The sequence below is a fragment of the Candidatus Acididesulfobacter guangdongensis genome, from assembly GCA_004195045.1.
Taxonomy (GTDB): Bacteria; SZUA-79; SZUA-79; order Acidulodesulfobacterales; family Acidulodesulfobacteraceae; genus Acididesulfobacter; species Acididesulfobacter guangdongensis.
This window is the reverse complement of sequence record SGBC01000001.1, coordinates 359185-380502: the sequence shown is the minus strand read 5'-3', so window position 1 is coordinate 380502 and position 21318 is coordinate 359185. Positions and strand designations below refer to the sequence as shown.

Sequence of the window (21318 nt, the reverse complement as noted above, 5' to 3'; positions counted from 1 at the left end):
ATTAATATGCTAAAAGTTCTTGTGAGTGATAAACTTTCTAAAGAAGGTATCGATATATTATCCAAAACCGGTAAAATTCAGGTTGATGTCAAAGTAGGATTAAAGCCCGAAGAGCTTAAATCAATAATACATGAATATCACGGCATAGTTATCAGGAGCGCAACAAAACTTACCAAAGATATAATTGAAGCCGCTAAAAATCTTAAAGTTATCGGCAGAGCAGGCAGCGGATTAGACAATGTCGATAAAGCTGCAGCAACCGCCGCAGGAATTGTTGTAATGAATACGCCGGGCGGTAATACTGTTACTACGGCTGAGCTTACTTTCGGTATGCTTCTTGCAATGTCAAGATATATTCCTCAGTCTTTTTTATCTATTAAAGAAGGCAAATGGGAGAAAAGCAAATTTCAGGGCGTTGAGGTATATGGCAAGACATTAGGTATAATAGGTTTAGGAAATATAGGACAGACATTAAATAAAAGAGCAAAATGCTTTGGTATGAATGTTATAGGATATGACCCGTTTCTTTCCAAAGAAAAAGCTCAGGAACTTGAAATTAACTATGTCGGTTTAGATGAAATTTATGAAAAATCGGATTATATAAGCGTGCATACCCCGCTTTCCAAAGAAACAAAAGGTATGATAAACAAAGAAACTATTGCAAAAATGAAAGACGGCGTGAGGCTTCTCAATATTGCAAGAGGCGGTATAATAAATGAAGTTGACCTTTATGAAGCATTAAAATCTAAAAAAGTAGCGTCCTGCGCATTAGATGTTTTTGAGGTTGAACCTCCGGTTGACAACCCTCTGCTTACATTGGACAATTTAATTGTAACTCCGCATCTTGGCGCATCCACGGTCGAAGCACAGGTAAACGTCGCAGTGGCTGTTTGCAATCAGATAGTCGATTACTTGCTTAACGGTACTATAAAAAATGCCGTAAATGTTCCTTCGGTTACAAAAGAGGAATTGGAAATAGTAGGACCTTATTTAACATTGGGAGAAAAATTAGGCAAACTTACAGGAAATTTAGTTACCGGCGCTATTAAATCAGTTAAGATAGATTACAACGGTATCGTTGCCAACCATAACGTTTCTGCCATTACTCCAAATATTATAAAGGGTCTGCTATATCCGCTTTTAGGAGAAGACGTTAATTATATAAATGCAAATGAAACGGCAAAAAAACGCGGAATAACGGTAGTGGAGGCAAAATCAGATTCTAATCTTGACTATACCAGCACAATTACCGTTTCGGTATCAACAGACGCAGAAACTTTTGTTATAACAGGCGCAATATTCGGCAAAAAGAATCCGTGGATTGTTAAAATTAATAATTATGCAATAGAAGCTATTCCCGAAGGTCATATTTTGGCAATATTTAATCTTGATAAATCAGGGGTTATCGCTTCCATAGGCAAAGTTTTAGGGAAAAATAATATAAATATAGCAAGGATGCACTTAGGCAGAGATAAAGAGCAGGCTATTTCTATATTGCAGCTTGATTCAAAAGCCGATAGCACCGTTATAAATGAATTATTAGCAGAACCTAACATTTTACGTGCGCAATACCTTGAATTATAATTAATATAATCAGAGTGAATAAAAATAATATAAAATTAGGAACGCAGCCGCCTGCCGGCACTAAGGATTTTTTGCCGTATGAAGCGGCGGTAATCACAGAATCGTCCAGGGTACTGCTTAACGAATTTTCTAAATGGGGATATAAAAGGGTTATAACCCCGAGTGTTGAACTTGTTGACACTTTGAGGATAAGTTCCGATGTCAATAATTTATTTAAAGTTGTTGATGTAGGATCTGGAGAACTTTTATCTTTCAGAAGCGATTTTACGTTACAAATCGGGAGATTAAGTTCCGCCGTTATCAATTCTAATGTTTTGCCTTTTAAATTTTCTTATTGCGGACCTGTGTTGAGAAATATAGACATAGTAAGCGGCAAACACAGAGAAATATGGCAGGCAGGCGTTGAACTGATAGGACCTGATTCGCCGGAAAGCGATGCGGAACTTATAGTTATGGCAATAGAATCGTTAAAAAAATTAAAGATTAAAGATTTTAATGTTGACATAGGCAATGTTGAATTTTTTAAGGGCATAATTTCTGATTTAGATGAAGACATAAGTAAAAAAATAGAATATTGCGTTGTAAGAAAAGACGTTTCATCCTTGACAGGTATACTTGAAAATGTAAATTTAAGCGATAAAAAAAAGGATATTATTAAAGAGCTGCCTTTCATGTTCGGCGAGGAAGATATTATAAAAAAGGCTTGGAAGATGGCGGATAATGACAGGTCAAAAAAAGCGATTGAAAATATAGAAAGAATAATATCGTACATTAAAACATACAGATTAAACGATTATATTACGGTTGATCTCGGCGAGGTTCGCCGGTTGCATTATTATACCGGAACAATTTTCGAATGTTATGCGTCAGGTATCGGCTATGAACTGTTAGGCGGAGGAAGGTATAATAATCTTTCGAAATCTTTTGGTCAAAGTTATGCCGGTGCAGGATTTGCCATAAATTTAGATATAATTTCAGAATTGCTTGGTATAAACAGAACAAACGTAAAGCATAATGAGTTTGTGGTAGCAAACAAAACAGCTGATTATGTAATTTCCGTCGAGTTGAACAATTTCTTGAAAGAAGCGGGATATAAATCGGAAATTAATTATATGGAGTACGGCTACATTGAACACATTGAATACATGAAGAAGAATAACATTGATAACTTAGTCTATATATATAATGATAAAAATAATGCCGAAAAAGAAAAAAATATTATTTCCTATCAAAACATAAAAGATTTAAGTAAAATCAATTTTTATTCTCTTGAAGAATTTAAAAAGTATATAATAAACATACATAACGAACATGCTTCGGAAACGTTGTAGCATAAGCGCGGCAGCACAGTATAAGCTGGGCAAATAGGTAATAAATAGGTAAATTAAAGATTTAAAATTAAATTATTATATAATCTTAAATAATAAAATTATGAGAAAAAAAAATATTATAGTTGTAGGTCTTCAATGGGGCGACGAAGGTAAAGGCAAAATCGTAGACCTTTTGTCTAAAAATGCGGATATAATTGCAAGGTATCAAGGCGGCAATAATGCCGGACACACCGTAGTTACGGGCGATATCAGCTTAGTTTTCAGGCTTGTCCCTTCCGGTATACTTAACGAAGATAAGATTTGCATTCTTGGTAACGGCGTAGTAATAGACCCTATCGTTCTATTTGAAGAATTGGAAGCGCTGCAAAAAATTAATATAAAGATTAAAGGAAGATTTTATATTTCGCATAAATGTCATATTATTATGCCGTACCATAAAAGGTTAGATATAGCCCGTGAAAGATTAAGGGGTGCGGGAATGATAGGCACTACCGGAAGAGGAATAGGTCCTGCTTATGAAGATAAAGTGGCAAGAATCGGAATCAGGGCTATAGACCTTACTAAAAAAGATGTGTTATATGAAAAAATCATCCTCAGTCTTAAGGAAAAAAATTATCTGTTTGAAAATGTATTATGCGAAAATATATTTAATCCGGATGAGCTTATAAATGAATACTTTGAGTATGGAAATAAACTTAAGGATTATCTGATAGATTCTTCAGAATTTATTAATAAAAGCATAGATGCAGGGAAAAACATAATGCTTGAAGGGGCGCAGGGAACTTTTTTAGATGTAGACCACGGTACATATCCTTACGTTACTTCTTCAAATACTGTTGCAGGCGGTTCATTAGCGGGTGTAGGAATAGGTCCTACAAAAATAGATGAAGTTATCGGTATAACCAAAGCTTATACTACAAGAGTCGGCGAAGGATATTTTCCGACAGAACTTAAAGAAGGACTTGGAGACGCCATAAGAGATAAAGGTGAAGAATACGGTTCTGTTACGGGAAGACCAAGAAGATGCGGATGGTTCGACGCTAATATGATAAAAACCGCAAAATATCTCAACGGCATTACAGGTATGGTTGTCACTAAGCTTGACGTGCTGTCCGGTTTAAAAAAAATCAATATCTGCACAGGCTATCTTTTTAAGGGTTCAATTATAAATCATCTCCCTTATTTATCAGATGATTTTAAAGATATAACTCCTGTTTACGAAGAAGCTGAAGGTTGGAACGAAGAAATCGGCACTATAAAACAATTTAAGGATTTGCCGGTGAATGCGCAAAAGTACCTCGTAAGACTTGAACAGATAACTGAGATACCTATAAACATTTTTTCAATAGGAAAAGACAGAATGCAGACTGTCACACTTAAAGAAATATTTTAATCAGATTCTATTCATTTTCTTATTTTTTATCTATTATTAGTCTTCCGTTTCTCATTGCCAAAAGTTAAACATTTTACTTTTATTATGTTTGTATAAATATATTGTTAAAAAAATAAATTGTTATCAATAATAGAAAAGTTCAGAGCAATATACAATAAAAAAGACATTCCTGAAAATTTACGTTTTTTAGCGCTTCAATCCTGCTATACAGCTAATTTTTTGCTGCATGAACTTAATAGCATCCCATATCCGGAAAATTGTAATGACGGCACTGCGGTAGATGTGGGGACAGGTCTCGGAATAATACCGCTAATTTTAAACTTACAAAGGAAATACCGTAAATATATCGGTATAGATGTGGACAATAAGGGCTTAACGATAGCTAAAAGATTATTCGAAGAAAATAATTTTAATCCGATATGCGCCGATGTATTCGCCCTGCCCTTAAAAAATTCTATTTCAGATATTTTATTTGCCAGATATGTATTGCAGCATGTAAGCCGCGTAGAACTGTTTTTGTCAGAATTAAAAAAAATAATGAAAACTGATTCTAAAATAGTTATTATAGACGTTGAAGACGACATGAATGTTTTTTATCCGGAATTGCCGCCGGAAACTAAAAATGTTTTTGAAAGTTATGAAAAATTTCAAAAACAATGCGGCGGCGACAGGAATGTGTCAAAAAAATTACCTTACTTTTTATTTCAAACAGGATTTAAAAATGTTGAAATAAAACCCTTTACTTCAACATTTTTTGTTTTAAAAAAAGATTGCCGCGATTATTTTAAACAGACAAAGGATGCTTTTTTAGCATTAAGCGCAGAGCTTGAACTTGTAAAAGATAAATTATTTGAACATAAATTTATAAGCCCTTCAGATTTTCATAGAGGACTTAATAATTGTTTGGCTTATTTAAATTCTTCAGAGAGTATTTTTATATCCAGAACTGAATTTTTAATAACAGCAACGAAGTAATTCAAATATGTCAAATATAAATAACTATACTTAAACATACAATGTTCATTTTTTAGCAAATTGAAATTAGATTATTGATATATTATGCATAGGGATTTTATATTATAATATTATATAGATAAAATAAATAAACTGCTAATTATAATTAACTTTAAAAATAAAATCTAAGAAGAAAAGAAAGGCGTTATTTCCAGTTTTAGTGTTGCTAAGTATAATGACTTTAAAAATAAAATCTAAGTATGCTAAAAAGCGAATTAAAAGCGTTTTATGCCATAAATAAGCGCGAACTGCTAAAGTTTACAAGACAGAAATCAAGGCTTATAACGGATCTTTCTAGACCGGTAATATGGCTGCTATTTGTCGGCTACGGCATTTCAACCTTAGTTAAACTAAAACACGGTTCCTATATTGATTTTATATTTCCGGGAATTCTTGTGATGACCGTTCTTTTCAGGTCTATTTTTTCCGCAATTTCAATTATATGGGACCGTCAATTTGGAGTTTTAAAGGAAATTCTTGTTTCTCCGGTTTCAAGAAAAACATTTGTCTATGCAAAAATTACTTCAGGCAGCATAATAAGCACGTCTCAAGGTTTGATTATTTTAGTGTTTGCTCCATTTTTCGGCATCAATTTATCTATTAGTGCGTTTTTGTTAACTCTTGTTGCTCTTTTTTTAATTTCATCATCCATTACTGCTTTTGGGATTTTAATAGCATCAAGAATGACGTCGTTTGAAGGATTTAATTCAATTATCAACCTGATAGTGCAGCCTATGTTTTTCGTAAGCGGTGCATTATATCCAATAAAAAAGTTTCCCTTATTCCTGAAAATTTTAGCCTACATAAACCCTATAACATATTCCGTTGATTTGTTGAAATATATATTTTTTTACAATAAGGCAAAAAGTATATTCGTACCTGAAATTTCAATATCTATAAGTTTAATATTTTTAGCTTTGTTTTTGGTAATCATGGTTCTATCGGCAAATTATTTTTTTGAAAAAGAAGAAAATTAATATGAAAATTAATTTAAAGATATTTAGTAAATCGATAAGAAAGATAAAAATAACAAAACCTATAAACGAGAAAGGGTTTGTTATTTTTCAGATAGACGGACTTTCTAAAAAAGCTTTAGATAAAGCATTTGAGTATAATTTAATGCCCTTTTTAAAAAAAATGGTCCTTAAAAAAGATTATCTGTTAACCGATTATTTCACCGGCGTTCCAAGCGATACTCCTTTTTTTCAAGCAGGATTGCTGTACGGAGATAACGAAAATATCCCCGGATTCAGATGGATTGAGAAAGATACCGGAAATGAAATTATCTTTAAAAAACCGGATAGCGCAGGGCACATTGAGGCAATGCTTTCTAAAAACCATAAAGGACTTCTCAAAGGCGGCTCCAGTTATGTTAATTTATTTTCGGGAGGTGCCTCCCGTTCAACATTTACATTGTCTACATTTTCGGTTAGATATCTTTTTAAAAAAAAAGTAAGACATTTTGATATTTTTATTATATTTATATTTCATATTTTTACTTTATTAAAAACAATTTTTTATGTAATATTTGAATTTTTTTTTGAATTATATGAAAAAATATTAGATGTTATAAAAAAAAGAGTTGTCAGACCGGAAGGCATCTTTCCTTTTGCGAGAGCGATATCCAACGTTATATTTAAAGAGATTGAAACATTTGGCGCAATTATGGATATTTCAAGAGGCGTACCTTCTATATATATGGATTTCACAGGATATGACGAGCTTTCCCATCACAGAGGACCTTACTCTATAAGTGCAATGAGAACTCTTAAAGCGATAGATCGCAAAATAAAATATATTTTTAAGGAATTAGAAAAATCGGAAAGAAAGTATGATTTTTTTATAATATCTGACCATGGACACACACCGTCGGTGCCGTTTGTTCATTTAAATAACGATGAAAAACTTGAAACGGTTATTAATAAATTTTTAACCGAAAATAAGGGTGCTGATACCGATATAAAAAAAAATTATACGGTATATGAATTTGATACGGGTTATAATGTAATTTTTAAACGATTATTTTTATATATAGACGATTTACTGAAGAAAAATAATTGTAAAACAGTCTATGATAAATTATTTAATAAAATTAAATATAATTATGAAACGAAAAAAAATATCAATAGCAAAAATGTTGTAGATTGGAAAAATAAAAATGTAATATATATAATGAACTCAGGACCTATGTCAAATATTTATTTTTCTGATAAAAAAATTAAAATGAATACGGAAGAAATTGAATTCTTTTATCCGGGTCTAATCGAACGGCTATGCGATATTCAACATATCGGATTTATTATGGGCATAAATAAAAAAAACGACGTAGTTATATCATATAAAGGCTCGGAAGGTTTTAAGCCTTTTTTTAAACACGATATGGCGGCAGATGAAAAATTATTAAACATTTATCTTAAAAATCTTTCTAACGACACATTGCGAAATATTATAGAATATCTTGAAGCGTTTAATAAAGAAAAATTAATAATAGACTCTATTAAAGATTTTTGCAGATTTAAAAATTCAGGAGACTTAATAATTTTTGGAGCATACAACAAAGAATATGTCGTTAATTTTGAAAATCAGCTTGGGGCGCACGGCGGCGCCGGCGGGGAGCAGAATATTCCTTTTGCCGTATATCCGGAATCATTAAATTTCGATTTTTCAAGCGTAAATAATTCCTGCCAGATATATGATTTTCTTTATAACAATTATGTTGTATAATAATTAGAAAGCCGGTTATCGTTTCTAATATTTCTGTAAAATTATATCAATTATATCAACTATAACAATTATAACTAAAAAAACTGAGTTATGTCGGAACTTAGACAAAATCCTACAACCCGTGAGTGGGTTATTATTTCTACAGAAAGGCGAAGAAGACCGCATGAGTTTGAAAAATCGTCTAAAGAAAAAGAGGAGCGCAGCAATCTGCCTGAATATATGGAAGATTGCCCATTCTGCTCCGGCAATGAAAGTTTTGCGCCTCATGAAATACAATCATACAGGACTCCGGGAACCGGTCCAAATTCTAAAGGCTGGTGGATAAGAGTAATTCCCAACAAATTTGCGGCTCTTTCGCCGGAACCGGAACAACAGGCTTCTGGTTCCGCATCAAAAACGAATACTTTTACTACTATGGCGGATTATTTTTATCCGCGGGCAACTGATATATTCAGGGTAAAGCCTGGAATCGGAGCGCACGAAGTAGTAATAGATACGCCGAAACACAATGAAGTGTTGCCTTTTTTTTCAGACAAGCAGGCTCAAGAATTATTTCTTATGTACAGAGACAGATACCTCGATTTACATAAAGATTCACGTTTTAAATATATAATAATATTTAAAAATTACGGCCCCAACGCAGGCACATCTATAGTCCATTCGCATTCTCAAATAATCGCTACGCCCGTTATACCGCTTACTCTGCGAAATAATATATCGCAGGCAAGATTTTATTATGACGAAGCGGGCAGGTGCATATTTTGCGACATGATTCAGGCAGAAATTGTCGATGGCAGAAGAATAATATTACAAACAGACGATTTTATCGTTTTTCATCCGTTTGCGTCTGAAAGCCCTTTCGAAACATGGATTATGCCTTTAAAACATGAAACTTGTTTTAGCAACGCTTCATTAGATAATATAAAAGAGCTTGGCGTTATTGTTAAAAAAATTTTGAATGCGATGTATAATGCGCTGGGAGACCCCGATTACAACTATGTTATCAATAATGCCCCAGTTGCAGATGAAAATGAAGATTATTACCACTGGAGTTTAAGGATTATTCCGCGGCTTACTATGAAAGCAGGTTTTGAAATCGGCACAGGTATGTCCATTAATACCGCAATTCCTGAAGAGACGGCAGACTTTATGAAAAATTTTATAAAATAATGCAAAACGGCAATACAGTAAAAGATTTTTAATAGATTAAACTTAAAAACTGAAAATAGTTTATTTTAAGTATTAATAATTGATCATGTCGGAAAATTAAGCAGATATTACAAACAAATAATAGCAGACAAAATAATTCTTAATTTATAAAGGTATAACAAGTAAAATGACTGAAGATATAAATAAATATAATTGTATAATATTTGATTTAGACGGAACGCTAATAGATTCATTTCAGGCTATAAACGATGCATTTGATGCCGTATTTTTAAAATTTGAAGGAAGAGCGCTGTCCGATAGCGAATCTAAGTCGTATGTCGGCGTTCCGCTGGAAGATTTGCTCGGTGAAATGTTTGGTAAAGAAAATCAGGATGAAGCAATAAAGATATTTAGGAATAGATATAGAGAGGTTTGTTTTGAAAAGACTGTATTAATTAAAGGCGTGAAAGAGCTTCTTATATACTTGAAAGATAAAGGCAAATCGCTGAATATTGCTACAAACAAAACAGGCGATATTTCAAGGGATATTCTAAAGCATTTAAACATAGACAGATTGTTTGACTACGTATACGGTGTTTATGACGGCATGGAAGGTAAACCTTCCCCTGAAATGCTTAATAAAATATTAGAGAATACAGGATACAAAAAATCTGATGCCGTCTTCATAGGGGATTCTCCGATTGATATAATGACTGCAAAAAATGCGGGGGTATCTATGCTGAGCGTGGCGTCGGGAAATCATAAATATGACGAATTGAGGTCTTTTAATCCGGATTTTTTATATGAACATATTGCAAATATAATTTCTTAATATACATATGATTAGAATAGGCGAAATTAACTATCTTAATGTGTATCCTATATTTTATTTCCTTAAAAAAGAAATTGCAGAAAATGGAACTAAATTAAATTTTCTGATGTTTAAACAGGGTACGCCCGCTTTTTTAAACGAGAGTCTCAAAAACGGCGTTATTGATTTAAGTCCTTCGTCGTCTTTTTATTATATTGAACATTATAGAAATTCTATTTTATGCAAAGATGTTTCAATTAGTTCAAAAAAAAAAGTTAATAGTATTTTTCTATTTTCTCCGAAAAAAATTGAAGAATTTTCAGACGCAGAAACTATATATATAACGCCTGAAACGCTTACTTCCGCTAATCTTCTAAAAATATTGCTTGCTGAATTTTATAAATTAGATATAAATAAAATTAATTTTTTAATTATGCCGTCTAATGAAAATATTGAATTGTCAGAAGATGCTGAATTGGATAAATCCAAAATTTACTTGCAAATAGGCGATAAAGCTATAAAATATAAAAAAAACTATGAAAACGTTTTTGGATATTCGTATGATCTTGCGGCAATTTGGTACAATTTTACATCATTGCCGTTTGTTTTTGCTTTGTTTATAATAAGAAAAGATTCATATGAAAATAATAAAAATGAATTTAATATTTTTTATGAATATTTAATAAAAGCCAAGGAAAAAGCTGTTACGCATCTTGAAGAAATTGCGCAGGGACTCCTTAAAAATAATTCTTTTAAATTTATTACATATGACGAATTGATTGATTACTGGACAAATTGTTTAACTTTTGATTTAGGAGAAAAAGAATTAGAAGGGTTTATGCTGTATTGCGATTTATTATACAAGCATAAAATAATCAAAAATATTCCGGCGCTTAATTTTATGCCGGCATAATATTATTGTCTTTGTCGTTTAAACGATTTGTGCCGCCGGTTTGAGGTATTAATACGGTGAAGGTGAATCCGTTGCCGAGGCTGCTTTGCAGTATCGCCGTGCCGTTAAGCAATTTAAGAATATGTTTAATTATTGCCAGCCCCAGCCCTGTTCCTCCGGGGTCTGCCGAATGAGAACTGTCGACCCTGAAAAACCGCTCGCCTAAACGCAGCAGATTGGGATAGCTGACGCCTATACCTGTATCTTCAACGGAAATATATAAAAAATTGTCTGCATTAGGATCAATCGTTCCCCAGACTATGGAAGTTTCGCTTAAATCCGCTATAATATTATTCGCACCTGAATTCGTTTCAAAATATAAATCAATTGAAATTTTTCCATCATGTTCGGTATATTTAACTGAATTCTGAAGCATATTGATGACAATCTGATTAATTTTTGAAAAATCTGAAAAAAAAGCGGCGCCGTCAAAGCAGTCTAAATTTTTAATAATTTTTAAATTTTTTGCTCTTATCTCGTTTTCAAATAACTGCAGAGAATTCTCTATTAGATTTATCAGATCTATTTCTTCAATTTTTAGAGAAGCGCCGCCGGTTTCAATATTTGTAAGAACTATAAGATCGTCAATCAATGAATTGAGACGTTTTGCATGGTGGTCTATAATATTAAAAAATTTTACTGCTGTTTCCTTATTATCTAATGCGCCGTCTTTCAACGTTTCAATGAAACCCGTAATGGCAGTTATAGGTGTTTTAATTTCATGAGAAATATTTTGTATAAATGCCGATTTTATATTTTCAATTTTCTGAATATAAGTGATATCTCTTATTATTACCGCATAGTATTTAGTTTCATTAATTTTAAAAATCTTGCAGGAAACTATTTTTTCATCAGCTTTATCGAAATAAGAAATTTTTTTTTCGATTATATTCGAATCATTATTTTCTATAATTTTATTTATAATATTATTTAATTCATAATTTCTTGTCAAGAGTTCAAATCTATCGACATTATCGGATAAACCGGAACGGATATTTTTTCTAAAAGAACTGTTAACAAAAATAATATTTTTATTTTCATCAATAACTGCGATACCGTCCGTGACTTGCTGCAGTATATTTTTATAAATTTTTAAAAAATTTTCATTTTCTTTAATCTTGTTATTTATGTCCGCATCTGAAAACGCTGAGAAAATTCTTTTATTTTTTAGTAAAAAATAATATAAAAAAAATGCAATTAATGTTATTATTAAAATAAAAATCAATATTGTAGATAAATATATCATGATTATTTGTCCCTATAATAAATTATAGAAAGTTACGCGCTAAGCGCTGAATTAAATTAATTTTTATTTTGTCCGCCAATGATGATATTATAGAAACAATAGATTGATTATAATATATTTGTTATTGATTAATTATAATTATAATTTCAATTTTAATTGTATATAATCTATATATTATACAAAAAATTCATGATTAATAAATATAAATTAGTTTTTTCTGTTATTTTTTTAATTATTTTCTGTGGTTTTATTTTTATAAAGCATGTGTATGGACAATCTTATAATCATTTAAATAAAAAATTAAATTATTATAAATCTGAAAATGGAAATTTAAAAGCTGATTATCCTGCTAACGATGGAGGACATGCCTATGAAAATGCAGAGTTGGGTGACGAGATTATAGCTTCAGTTGACAACAAACCAGTAACATTAAACGATATATATTTTTTAGGAAATTTTAGAAGAATCTTATATGGAAGCAAAAAAACATTTGATGACAAATTTTCTGACAAAAAGATAGTCAAGTTATTAAATATTTATATCAATAGATTTTTAATACTAAAAGAAGAGCATAAAATTGATATAATAAACATAAATAAAGTCTATTTAAACTCTTATATAAAAAAATTTATGCAAGATTATAAAAGAAAATATAAAAGTTTAAAATTGTCACATTTTTTGGCTATATTCGGGTATAATTATGTGAAATTCGAAAATTTTATGGAAGATATGTTAATTGAAAGGGGATTTATAATAGAACATTTAAAGCTTTTCTTTAATATATCTAAAAAAAATGCTATTATTCTAAAAAGATTAGAAAATAAAAAAAATTTTGAAAACAATTTCAATAAAAGTAAAGAAATTCCGATAAAACACTTGTCAGGCAGAAATATCATATCAGATTTAAAAGCTTGGGTGCGCAAACTTAGAAATAAGGCAAAGATTGATATTATAAGCAGCAAATATTGATAAGATAATATAAGGTTGGATGGTGAAGGAAAAGGTGTCTGACACCTTTTCCGAGTAGATAACTTTCTATTGCAGGATTAATGTTATTGTTCTAATTTTATTTTTATTGTTAAATACTGTTAAATACTATAAATATAATAATAAAAATTATTTTGTATAATTTAATTTAAACAGGTATAAAATATTATAATGTATGAATTAAAAATATCATCTATGTTTTCGTCTGCGCATAATTTGCGCGGATATAACGGCAAATGCGAAAACATTCACGGGCACAATTGGCAGATTGAAGTTGTAGTATGTTCAGAATTATTAAATAGCATAGGAATTGCAGTCGATTTTAAAATCCTGAAAAATTATCTAAAGTTAATTATGGAAAAATTAGACCATAAATATATTAATGAGCTGCCCTATTTTGAAAATATTAATCCCTCTGCAGAGAATATTGCGAAATATATTTTTAATGAATTTAACATATTATTAGAGAACAATAGAGATAATCAAAATAAAGACGAGAATATTAATGTTAAAGTTAAAAAAGTAAATGTCTATGAAACTGCAACATCCATGGCTTCTTACTATGAATGATATTTTATATAGCGTGGAATTAAAATATTTTATTAAAAATCAATAAATAAATTGACTTATTTTTTTATATATATTAAAAGATTATATTGTGGCGGTTGTTTTGGCAGTTATTTATTAACAGATGATATCATATTGCAGCTATCATTAAATAACTGCAAGCAATGCCTGTTTATCTAACATTATTAATTATTTTATCATATGCTGCAGAAATTGAAAAAAAATATTAATTTAATTTTTATATTTGCTGTATTGCTCTCTTTAGTATTTTTCTACCTATTTTATAATGCTTCTGCTAAGAAAGAAAAACAGGCAGAAATAATAGTGCACAGTAAAGAATTACTGCTGAAAAATATAAAATTAAATATTAAAAATAAAAAAACGGAAATAAGAAAATTAAATATTAACTCTTTAATCTTTAATTATTTTTCTAAAGAAAATAATTATTTTTTCAGTTCAAAAATTTCAAAAACTGCAATTAATTCTAATCTGCATTTAACTTACATACATTATAAAGGATTAAAAAAATATCCATACGGAAAAATATATCTGTTTAGTATGTCCGGCAGCGGTAAGTTTATAAGCATATATAATTTTATTAAAGCATTAGAGTATAAATATAGGATAATAATCACTAATTTCATACTTAAAAATGATAAAAAAAGCCATTTTTTGTCATTCTATTCCAAATTAAAAATATATGAAATAAAGAAAGATTGCTTAGCATCGCCGGTTTCGTTTTCACAGTTTAATAAATCAAATCCGCCTTTTATTTATCAAAAAAATACCAATCCTTTTAACATTAGCGCTAATATTAATATTATTAAAAAAAAGAAAATTAAATTAATCAAAAAAATTGAAACCGAGCATAATTCTGCCAAATCTTTTAAAAAATCATACCGGAAAGTTTATATTGCTAAAACAATAGAAAAAGCACATAGTGAGGCTCCATATTACGCTCCCGAATTAAAGAAAAAACCTGAAATAAATATTATTAATAAATACAAAAAATCTGAAAAATATAACCAGGAGGGAATAACATTATTTAAAAATAAAAGATACGACGCAGCGTTAAATAAATTTAAAAAATCAATACTGTTTAATCCGAGAAATTATATTGCCTTATCAAATACCGCACTTGATTATTATATTAAAAAGAATTACAATAAAGCAAAATTTTATATTAAAAAGGCAATGAAAATAAAAAATAATAAATGGCAATTTTATTTCATTCTTGGTCTTATTCATCTCAAGCGTAATAAGTTAAAATTATCCAGAAGCAATTTTAAAAAAGCTTATCTGTTAGATCCTGAAAACAGGAAACTGCTCTATTATATTAATCGTTATTAATAAAATAATTACTTAATTTATAATTTAACAGTATGAAAATTTTGCTTTAAATTTTAAAATTTAGAGGAATTCATTATGAGATTGTTCCAAAAATATTCTATTTTTATCTGTTTATCTATTTTAATGTTGATTATATTTACCGCCGCCGATTCTTATGCTTTTTTAACTATTACCATTACGCCCGGCAGGCTTGACAGGTATAAAATTATAACTCCTCATAGCGTTAGAGCCGGTAAAAATTTTACCGTTAAAATTATCGCTCTTGACGACTTCGGCAATATTATAACTAATTTTGCAGCTAAAAATATCGGATCCGATATAATGGTCAAATACGGCAGGCATTTAGGCAGAAAAATAAGTCTGCCTGCCTCTGAATTTAAAAACGGCGAAGTCAAATTCAATATTTCCTATAAAAAAGAAGGACGGATATTTATAGAGTCTTCATTTGAAGGCGTAACAGGCAAAAGCGCTCCGATAAAAATTTATCCTGGTCCTTTTAACAGTCTGAAAATAAAATCGCCTTCGGAAGTAACGGCTGGAAAACCTTTTGACGTTAAAGTGTACGCAGAGGACCAGTACGGCAATCCTGTTGATATTCCAAGCAACAGTATAATTAAGGTATTTCTTACAGGCGATAATTTTAAGGTGCATCCGCGTATATTGCCGCCGCAATCCATTAAGAACGGCTTCGGCAGTTATAATTTTATTTCCGACCGTTCTGGAATGAGCCAATTAAATTTTGAAATTCAGCATGATGGTGAAAATCCTGTGTTCTCAAGCAGAAATATTAAAATAAATCCAGCAGGTCTATATAAATTTCATATTTCTCTAAATGTTTCTCATATTTCTGCCGGTAAACCATTTATGATAAAACTTGTTCCAGTTGATAAGTATGGAAATGTAATCCAGAATATTAACAAAATGAAAGGAAAAGTCAAGTTGAGTCTGATATCTAATTCTGGTATAGAACGGAGCAGTATAATCAATTTTAAGGACTTCGTAAACGGTGTCGCATTGATTAAAACAATTTTTAATAAAATAGGCACATTCTCTATACATGCAAAACCAATAGGCAATATTATAAATCAAAAAATAAAACATAACTCTTCTAAAATTAAAAATATAATACCGCCGAATAGTTTACTTTTATCAAAATAAAATTTCTCTTGAATTAAAGTTTTTAAATTGTTATTATATACAATATACAGTATATATATATAATTATATATAAATAATATATAATAATCAGTTAAAGTAAGAGTTAAAAATTATCAAAATTTAAAACCATAATAACGGCGGCATAGCCAAGCGGTAAGGCAGAGGTCTGCAAAACCTTTATCCCCGGTTCAAATCCGGGTGCCGCCTCCACATTAACTTACTCAAATTTTTAAACATAAAAATATAAGTTAAATAAATAAAGAGGTTGATTTATGTATGAAATTATTGAAAATAAAAGCATTGGAGAAGGAGTCAATGTTTATAAAATAAGTGCTCCCGATATAGCAGCCAAAGCTTTACCTGGCCAGTTTGTCATTCTGCGCGTACATAAAAAAGGAGAACGTATTCCTATAACTATTGCGGATACGGATAAAAATTCAGGTTATATTACTATACTTGTCCAGACCTTGGGCAAAACAACGCATTTATTAAGTGAATTAAAAGCAGGGGATGAATTGGCGGACCTCGTAGGTCCATTAGGCATTCCTTCTGAAATTGAAAACTTCGGCACGGTAGTTTGCATAGGCGGCGGGTTCGGCATTGCAGCCGTTCATCCTATTGCAAAAGCCCTGAAAAATGCGGGAAACGATGTTATTTCTATAATAGGAGCTAGAAGGAAAGACCTTTTATTGATGGAAAACGAAATGCGAAGCGCAAGTTCTCAGCTCTTAATAGCAACTGATGACGGCAGTTACGGAACAAAAGGATTTGTTACCGACATATTAAAAAGATTAATAGTTGACGATAAAAAAAATATTATCAGGGTTATAGCGATAGGTCCAGTTCCTATGATGAAGGCAGTAAGCGATTTCACTAAACAATATAATATAAAAACTATTGTAAGTCTTAATCCAATTATGATAGACGGAACCGGAATGTGCGGAGCCTGCCGAGTTTTAGTCGGCGGAGAGACAAAATTTGCATGCGTTGACGGTCCTGATTTTGATGCGCATCAGGTTGATTTTGAGAATTTAGTAAATAGGCAGAGATTTTATAAAGACGAAGAAAAATCATCTTACGAGTGCCACAGAAAAGAGCATCATAAAGAGCAATAAGATCAATTAGCAAAAATAAAAATATAAATTTCAAAAATTTAAGAGATGATTATTATTTTATTTAAAGAAATATTAAGAAGTTAACTAAATTGTCATGACGAGGAGGAATGGTTGTTTCTTATATCATAAGTTCTGATATATGTAAAAAATTATAAGACAGCTAAAATTAAAATATGGAAAATAAAAATAAAGAGCAGATAATTCTTAATACTAAGGAAAGATTAAAAATAAAACGTCATGATATGCCTGCGCAAAATCCGGCAAAAAGAGTGCAGAATTTTAAAGAAGTTTCTGTAGGATATTCAATAGAAGAGGCAATTGAGGAAGCAAAAAGATGCATTGACTGCAAAGTGCCGTACTGCATTCAGGGATGCCCCGTCAGCATTGATATTCCTGCCTTTATAAAATTGATAGAAAAAGGTGATTTTCTTGGCGCAGCAAAAAAAATCAGAGAGAAAAGCTCGCTGCCTGCTATATGCGGCAGGGTATGTCCTCAGGAAGACCAGTGCGAAAAAGCTTGTACCGTCGGGAAAAGAAAAGATTCAACCTCAGTTGCTATAGGTAATTTAGAAAGATTTGTGGCAGATTATGAGGCTGAACACGGCAAAAAAAATAATGTTTCTAATGGTAAAAATTTATACGATAAAAAAATTGCAATAGTAGGCGCGGGACCATCCGGACTGGCAGCAGCCGGAGAGTTGCGGCAAAAAGGTTATCGTGTGTCAATATTTGAAGCGCTGCATGAGGTAGGCGGCGTTCTTATATATGGAGTTCCCGAATTCAGGCTTCCTAAGTCGATTCTTTTAAGGGAAGTGCAGATTTTGAAGGATAATGGAGTAGAAATATTTACAAATGTGGTTATCGGCAAAACAATAACCGTCGATGAATTGTTAAACGAAAAAGGTTATAGCGCAGTTTTTATCGGAACTGGCGCAGGTACACCTAAGTTTTTAAATATTCCGGGAGAAGAACTAAACGGAGTGTATTCAGCCAATGAGTTTCTTACTAGAATAAATCTAATGCGTGCATATAATATGAATGAGTATGATACGCCGATGAAATGCGGTAAAACATTGGTAGTTTTTGGAGCAGGCAATACTGCTATGGATGCGGTTAGAACAGGACTCAGATTGGGTTACAGCGATGCAAGAATATTTTACAGAAGGTCACGCAATGAAATGACAGCCAGACTTGAAGAAATACATCATGCCGAGCAGGAAGGAATTAAATTTGACTTTCTGATAAATCCTATAAGATTTATCGGAGACGAAAAACAAAACCTCAAGCAAGTAGAATGCGAAAGAATGGAGTTGGGCGAACCTGATGAAAGCGGACGCAGAAGACCCATACCTATTAAAGGGTCGGAATTCGTCGCCGACATCGACGCTGCGGTTATTGCTATAGGAACTAATGTAAATCCGATTGTGCCATCCAGCACTCCAGGCATGGATTTAAATAAGTGGGGATATATTATAGCTGATGAAAAGACCGGAAAAACGACCAAGAAAGGGGTATTCGCAGGCGGCGACATAGTTACAGGCGCTGCAACCGTTATTCTTGCAATGGGAGCAGGTAAGAATGCTGCCGATGCTATAGATCAATATTTGAAAACAGATATCTGGTAAATTTATTGAGAGTAGAAATATTTTACATATGCGTGTAAGTATATGTATATGTATTAATTCGATAGTAGCAATTAATTGCGGAAAAGATGTCAGATTAATTTTTTTGCAAATATTTTCTTTGTTAATTGAACTATTTCATATGCAAAAAAATAAAATCTGACACCTTTTCCTTATATTTTGCTTAACCGAGCAAAGAAATGCATAAATATTTTCTATTGCATGATTAAGGTTAAAAAATAATATTGACAATGTATTAAGATTTACTGTAATATTAGAGTATATTTTTTTTAATTTTTATTTTGATGCAGTTTAATATGCATAAATATTTTCTTATAAAGATATTTTATCGTAAATTTATTTGATCGTAAATTTATTTGATAAAGCTAAGCAGCATAAGATTAATACTAATTTATATATATTATATTTTTGTTTTAGCTGTTGGCAGGCGACTTTTTAATAATCGCGGATGCAATAAAATAGATTTCTGCATGTCTATAAGAAATTATTTTGCTTAAAACTGCCGGGGTGGCGGAAGTGGTAGACGCAAGGGACTTAAAATCCCTCGGAACTTAGTTCCGTGCCGGTTCGATTCCGGCCCTCGGCACCACATAAATATTTATTAACCTTCACAATCTGTCTGCCGTATTTTTAAATTTAATACATTTTTAACCTTCATAATCTGCGTACCATATCCTTAACCTGTGAATATTTATATATAATATCTCAGCATTAAACGTACCGGAATTTCAAATTAAACTGCATTACAAAATATCCTAAAGTTTATAGCATATCTATTTATTTTATCGTATGTTTAACTTACATTTATTAACCCAACTTCACCATAATTATCAGCAACGCGTTGATATTATTAAATTTATGGGGCAATAAAAATGTCTATGGTGACTCCAAAATAAAAAATATAATATAATAATATTTAATCAATTATAATTTTAAAATAATAAAAGTAGTGAGGTTGGGTTAAAAATTCTTTTATTATTAATAAGTTAAATATTGTTATATTTGACTATTAGCAATTTATATATAGTTATATTATTATATAATAATAAGCATATATTATATTTTTTATGTAAAGATTAATATTAAAAAAAATAGTTTTATAATAGTATTTTTTTTATTGACATTTAAAACATTAAGTGATAATTATATTATATTGTATTAAAAGTACAACATTCAGCAATAAATAATATACAGTTCGCATACAGTTTACGTTTCAATATAAAATTAATTCAAAACAATCAAATTAACCTTTAGGAGGCAAGAATTATGAACGAAAGTTCAAAAAAGCATTACAGATTTTTGGGCGTTGTTATGGCTTTTGTTTTTGTAATTTCTATGACGATGTCTAACAATTCGTTTGCTATGGGGATTAGAAGGATATTTCCGCCATGGTGCAAACAAGGCGATCCGGCTCTTCATCAGGGATATAAGTTCAATGCGATAACAGTCGACAATAATCCTGATTATCACGGAAATATTACCACTGTTACATTACATCCGAAATCAAGTTTGGTGCTTTATATCGGCGGAAATATATTCTTTGTTGTTCCGCGTTTAGTTAAAGCGTTTCTGAAAGAATACCCAAATGTTAAGCATGTATTCTATATAACTATTCCTCCTGGAATTTTAATCAGAATGTGGAAACATGGTGATACGATCACGCTTGGCAATTTAACAATGCATGTTGTACCTGATGTTTATATGGCAGGAGCAAAAAAATTAAACTATACTAATAAAATAGGCATGACAGTAGGTAAAAAAGTGACCTATGTTACAAACGACCTTGAAATCATGACCGACAAAGGCAATCCATACCACATAACCGGCTTAAAAAGCTTTTTGAATCCAAAATTAAAGTTGTCTATGCCGAATCCTGAATGGGAAGGAATTGCAAGACAGATTAAGATGTCTTTAATAAAAGCAGGCGGCAAAAAATTAGAGCAGGCTGTTTATAATTACGGAGTAAAATCGGGAAGAGTATATTTGACGCATATTCATCATCGTCAGACACCTATAAGAATTATGCAGCATAAATCTGATGCAGGTGTAAATTGGTATTCCGAAGTGAAGTTCCAGGAAATGATAGGCAATCCTATAACAGGAGTTAAGATTCCTGCAAGTCAGAATACGACAGCTCTTTACGGTGCAGCTATGACAAAAGGCGCACCAAATAAAGTTGCTGCAAAAGAATGGTTGAATTTCTTAAAAACGAAAACGAGCTTGAGAATATTTGAAAGATACGGTTTTAAAGCTCCTTGATAGAGTCGTATTAAAATACTGTTTGTTTGCAGGTG

17 protein-coding genes and 2 tRNA genes are annotated in these 21318 nt (G+C 31.2%); 18 read left to right on the top strand and 1 reads right to left on the bottom strand.

Annotated features, from left to right (window positions below; genetic code table 11):
• Positions 1-6: 6 nt before the first annotated feature.
• From EVJ46_01765 to EVJ46_01725, 9 genes are all read left to right on the top strand, one after another.
• Entirely contained in the window at positions 7-1584 is a 1578-nt protein-coding gene (locus EVJ46_01765) for a phosphoglycerate dehydrogenase (GenBank protein RZD16988.1), read from the top strand.
• Positions 1578-2915 (top strand): ATP phosphoribosyltransferase regulatory subunit, encoded by a 1338-nt coding sequence (gene hisZ, locus EVJ46_01760; protein ID RZD16987.1) that lies wholly within the window; start codon positions 1578-1580, stop codon positions 2913-2915. The genes EVJ46_01765 and hisZ overlap by 7 nt, the downstream gene beginning before the upstream one ends.
• Positions 2916-3015: 100 nt before the next feature.
• On the top strand, positions 3016-4308 hold the full coding sequence (locus EVJ46_01755) for an adenylosuccinate synthase (GenBank protein ID RZD16986.1): 1293 nt from the start codon (positions 3016-3018) through the stop codon (positions 4306-4308).
• A 117-nt stretch (positions 4309-4425) separates the two neighbouring features.
• Complete coding sequence (locus EVJ46_01750; protein RZD16985.1) at positions 4426-5283, top strand: SAM-dependent methyltransferase; 858 nt, start codon at positions 4426-4428, stop codon at positions 5281-5283.
• Between the two features lie 239 nt (positions 5284-5522).
• On the top strand, positions 5523-6299 hold the full coding sequence (locus EVJ46_01745; protein ID RZD16984.1) for an ABC transporter: 777 nt from the start codon (positions 5523-5525) through the stop codon (positions 6297-6299).
• A 1-nt stretch (position 6300) separates the two neighbouring features.
• Positions 6301-8046: a hypothetical protein gene (locus EVJ46_01740; protein RZD16983.1), complete on the top strand. Its 1746-nt coding sequence runs from the start codon at positions 6301-6303 to the stop codon at positions 8044-8046.
• A gap of 90 nt (positions 8047-8136) precedes the next feature.
• Positions 8137-9216 carry a galactose-1-phosphate uridylyltransferase gene (galT, locus tag EVJ46_01735; GenBank protein RZD16982.1) on the top strand — a complete coding sequence of 360 codons (1080 nt, stop codon included), beginning with the start codon at positions 8137-8139 and terminating at the stop codon, positions 9214-9216.
• 166 nt (positions 9217-9382) lie between these two features.
• Positions 9383-10027, top strand: a complete 645-nt coding sequence (locus EVJ46_01730) for an HAD family hydrolase (protein RZD16981.1) — start codon at positions 9383-9385, stop codon at positions 10025-10027.
• A 7-nt stretch (positions 10028-10034) separates the two neighbouring features.
• Complete coding sequence (locus EVJ46_01725; GenBank protein RZD16980.1) at positions 10035-10919, top strand: hypothetical protein; 885 nt, start codon at positions 10035-10037, stop codon at positions 10917-10919.
• Here EVJ46_01725 and EVJ46_01720 read toward each other — a convergent pair.
• On the bottom strand, positions 10906-12204 hold the full coding sequence (locus EVJ46_01720) for a hypothetical protein (protein RZD16979.1): 1299 nt from the start codon (positions 12202-12204) through the stop codon (positions 10906-10908). The two genes, EVJ46_01725 and EVJ46_01720, sit on opposite strands and share 14 nt — an antisense overlap.
• 264 nt (positions 12205-12468) lie before the next feature.
• Between EVJ46_01720 and EVJ46_01715 the strand changes: the two genes are divergently transcribed.
• From EVJ46_01715 to EVJ46_01675, 9 genes are all read left to right on the top strand, one after another.
• Positions 12469-13173, top strand: coding sequence for a hypothetical protein (locus EVJ46_01715; GenBank protein ID RZD16978.1), 705 nt, complete (start codon positions 12469-12471; stop codon positions 13171-13173).
• Positions 13174-13362: 189 nt separating this feature from the next.
• Positions 13363-13761 (top strand): 6-carboxytetrahydropterin synthase QueD, encoded by a 399-nt coding sequence (gene queD / locus EVJ46_01710; GenBank protein ID RZD16977.1) that lies wholly within the window; start codon positions 13363-13365, stop codon positions 13759-13761.
• Positions 13762-13971: 210 nt separating this feature from the next.
• Positions 13972-15108, top strand: a complete 1137-nt coding sequence (locus EVJ46_01705) for a hypothetical protein (protein RZD16976.1) — start codon at positions 13972-13974, stop codon at positions 15106-15108.
• A 75-nt stretch (positions 15109-15183) separates the two neighbouring features.
• Complete coding sequence (locus EVJ46_01700) at positions 15184-16266, top strand: hypothetical protein (GenBank protein RZD16975.1); 1083 nt, start codon at positions 15184-15186, stop codon at positions 16264-16266.
• A 136-nt stretch (positions 16267-16402) separates the two neighbouring features.
• Positions 16403-16476 (top strand) — tRNA-Cys (locus EVJ46_01695).
• Between the two features lie 62 nt (positions 16477-16538).
• Positions 16539-17381 carry a sulfide/dihydroorotate dehydrogenase-like FAD/NAD-binding protein gene (locus tag EVJ46_01690; protein RZD16974.1) on the top strand — a complete coding sequence of 281 codons (843 nt, stop codon included), beginning with the start codon at positions 16539-16541 and terminating at the stop codon, positions 17379-17381.
• 173 nt (positions 17382-17554) lie between these two features.
• Positions 17555-19006 (top strand): NADPH-dependent glutamate synthase, encoded by a 1452-nt coding sequence (gltA, locus tag EVJ46_01685; GenBank protein RZD16973.1) that lies wholly within the window; start codon positions 17555-17557, stop codon positions 19004-19006.
• A 519-nt stretch (positions 19007-19525) separates the two neighbouring features.
• A tRNA-Leu gene (locus tag EVJ46_01680) sits at positions 19526-19613 on the top strand.
• Positions 19614-20290: 677 nt separating this feature from the next.
• Positions 20291-21283, top strand: coding sequence for an ABC transporter substrate-binding protein (locus tag EVJ46_01675; protein RZD16972.1), 993 nt, complete (start codon positions 20291-20293; stop codon positions 21281-21283).
• The last annotated feature ends 35 nt before the right edge of the window (positions 21284-21318 follow it).

What these genes read in the sequence shown, in the direction of transcription:
- EVJ46_01730 (RZD16981.1), top strand. Translation starts at nt 9,383, where the DNA reads ATGACTGAAGATATAAATAAATATAATTGTATAATATTTGATTTAGAC.
- EVJ46_01740 (RZD16983.1), top strand. Translation starts at nt 6,301, where the DNA reads ATGAAAATTAATTTAAAGATATTTAGTAAATCGATAAGAAAGATAAAA.
- EVJ46_01745 (RZD16984.1), top strand. Translation starts at nt 5,523, where the DNA reads ATGCTAAAAAGCGAATTAAAAGCGTTTTATGCCATAAATAAGCGCGAA.
- EVJ46_01720 (RZD16979.1), bottom strand. Translation starts at nt 12,204, where the DNA reads ATGATATATTTATCTACAATATTGATTTTTATTTTAATAATAACATTA.
- EVJ46_01675 (RZD16972.1), top strand. Translation starts at nt 20,291, where the DNA reads ATGAACGAAAGTTCAAAAAAGCATTACAGATTTTTGGGCGTTGTTATG.
- EVJ46_01700 (RZD16975.1), top strand. Translation starts at nt 15,184, where the DNA reads ATGAGATTGTTCCAAAAATATTCTATTTTTATCTGTTTATCTATTTTA.
- EVJ46_01765 (RZD16988.1), top strand. Translation starts at nt 7, where the DNA reads ATGCTAAAAGTTCTTGTGAGTGATAAACTTTCTAAAGAAGGTATCGAT.
- EVJ46_01725 (RZD16980.1), top strand. Translation starts at nt 10,035, where the DNA reads ATGATTAGAATAGGCGAAATTAACTATCTTAATGTGTATCCTATATTT.
- queD (RZD16977.1), top strand. Translation starts at nt 13,363, where the DNA reads ATGTATGAATTAAAAATATCATCTATGTTTTCGTCTGCGCATAATTTG.
- EVJ46_01755 (RZD16986.1), top strand. Translation starts at nt 3,016, where the DNA reads ATGAGAAAAAAAAATATTATAGTTGTAGGTCTTCAATGGGGCGACGAA.
- galT (RZD16982.1), top strand. Translation starts at nt 8,137, where the DNA reads ATGTCGGAACTTAGACAAAATCCTACAACCCGTGAGTGGGTTATTATT.
- EVJ46_01690 (RZD16974.1), top strand. Translation starts at nt 16,539, where the DNA reads ATGTATGAAATTATTGAAAATAAAAGCATTGGAGAAGGAGTCAATGTT.
- gltA (RZD16973.1), top strand. Translation starts at nt 17,555, where the DNA reads ATGGAAAATAAAAATAAAGAGCAGATAATTCTTAATACTAAGGAAAGA.